The 1,301-nt window shown below is 57.6% G+C and carries 1 protein-coding gene; it reads right to left on the minus strand.

The window, feature by feature from the left end:
- Positions 1-141: 141 nt before the first annotated feature.
- The gene (locus AEAC466_RS43405) at positions 142-1,221 is read right to left on the minus strand and encodes an IS5/IS1182 family transposase (RefSeq protein ID WP_023460295.1); all 1,080 of its coding nucleotides are present in this window, start codon (positions 1,219-1,221) and stop codon (positions 142-144) included.
- Between the last annotated feature and the right edge of the window lie 80 nt (positions 1,222-1,301).

The following is a 1,301-nucleotide window of genomic DNA, read 5'->3' on the forward strand; positions in this document are numbered from 1 at the left end:
AGCTGGAGACCCGCAAAAACCGTGTAAATTTGGTTGGGTTTATCGCCCAGTGATGATGTAGTGGATTCTGCGGCTTTTACCGGTGTCTATTGGGGCGCTTTTCTGTCTGCTTTTCGGGATTTCTCCGGATTTTGGACGCAGTCATGCCACTGCTCGGCTACGTTCGTGGAAGATCAGGCGGTCGAAATTGTAGGCCAGATTGGCCAGGATCATCTTCGCCTCGGCCCGCTTGAGGCCGATGGTGCGGATGAACAGGCCAAACTTGTTCTTCTGATGGGCGAAGACGTGTTCGACATGTGCGCGGATGGAAGACTTGGCGGCATTGGCCCGCTTCGTGGCCTTGGGCATCGGTTTGCCCTTGGGCTTTCTGCGATGGATGCGGCTGGTCAACATCCGTTCGGATACCCACTTTTCATTACTTTGAGACCGGTAGGCGCTGTCGGCCCAAACCTCGCCGCTCGTATTGTCGGTGCTGACAACCTGCTTTAGCAAGCGCCCATCCGGCGCCGAGGCTGACGTCACTGCCATCGACCGGATGAAGCCAAAGCGCCGGTCGATGCTGATATGGGATTTATAGCCAAACACAGGCAAGGCGATCATGGGCAGGGGCGTCCCGTCTTCCCGGTATCTGACCTTGCCACCGATCTTGAGCGTCCAGCGCGCATCGATATCCTTTTGCGCGGCCTTGTTCGGCGCGTTTGGCCAGATGTCCTGGGCGCTCTTGCCCGACTTGATCGCGTCTCGCTCGCTGTCGGTATTGCGCTGCTTCGGCGCCGGCACCAGTGAGGCGTCGATGATCTGACCGGACATCGGGATGTAGCCCTTCTTGTGCAGTTGCCAGTCGAACGCTTTCATCACCTGTTGCAGCGTGCCCGTTTCGGTCATGCGGTTGCGGAAATGCCGGATCGTGTTCTCGTCCGGCGTCCGATCTCCCAGCGACAAACCAAGAAACCGCATCCAACTGAGCCGGTCCCGGATCATGAACTCCATGCGCGCGTCCGACAGGTTATGCTGCGCCTGCAGGATCAAAGCCTTGAACATCATTACCGGGTCGAAGGGCGGCCTTCCCCCCTTGCTGCCGTCGCCGTAGCCAAGCCCTTCGATCAGACGTCCACGGAAATACTCGAAGTCCACCGTCTTCTGTAAAACCTCCAGAGGGTCACCGTCCTTGCTCAAGGCTTCAAGGTGATCGTTCAGGCTGAACAGAGACTGCGGATCCAAGGCGACGCTCCCAAGATAATGGCAAACCAGTGAATCATCCTATGACCAATTGCGCCACAGGTTTTTGCGGCTCTCCAGCT

Source organism: Asticcacaulis sp. AC466, assembly GCF_000495815.1.
In the GTDB taxonomy this organism is placed as follows: Bacteria; Pseudomonadota; Alphaproteobacteria; order Caulobacterales; family Caulobacteraceae; genus Asticcacaulis.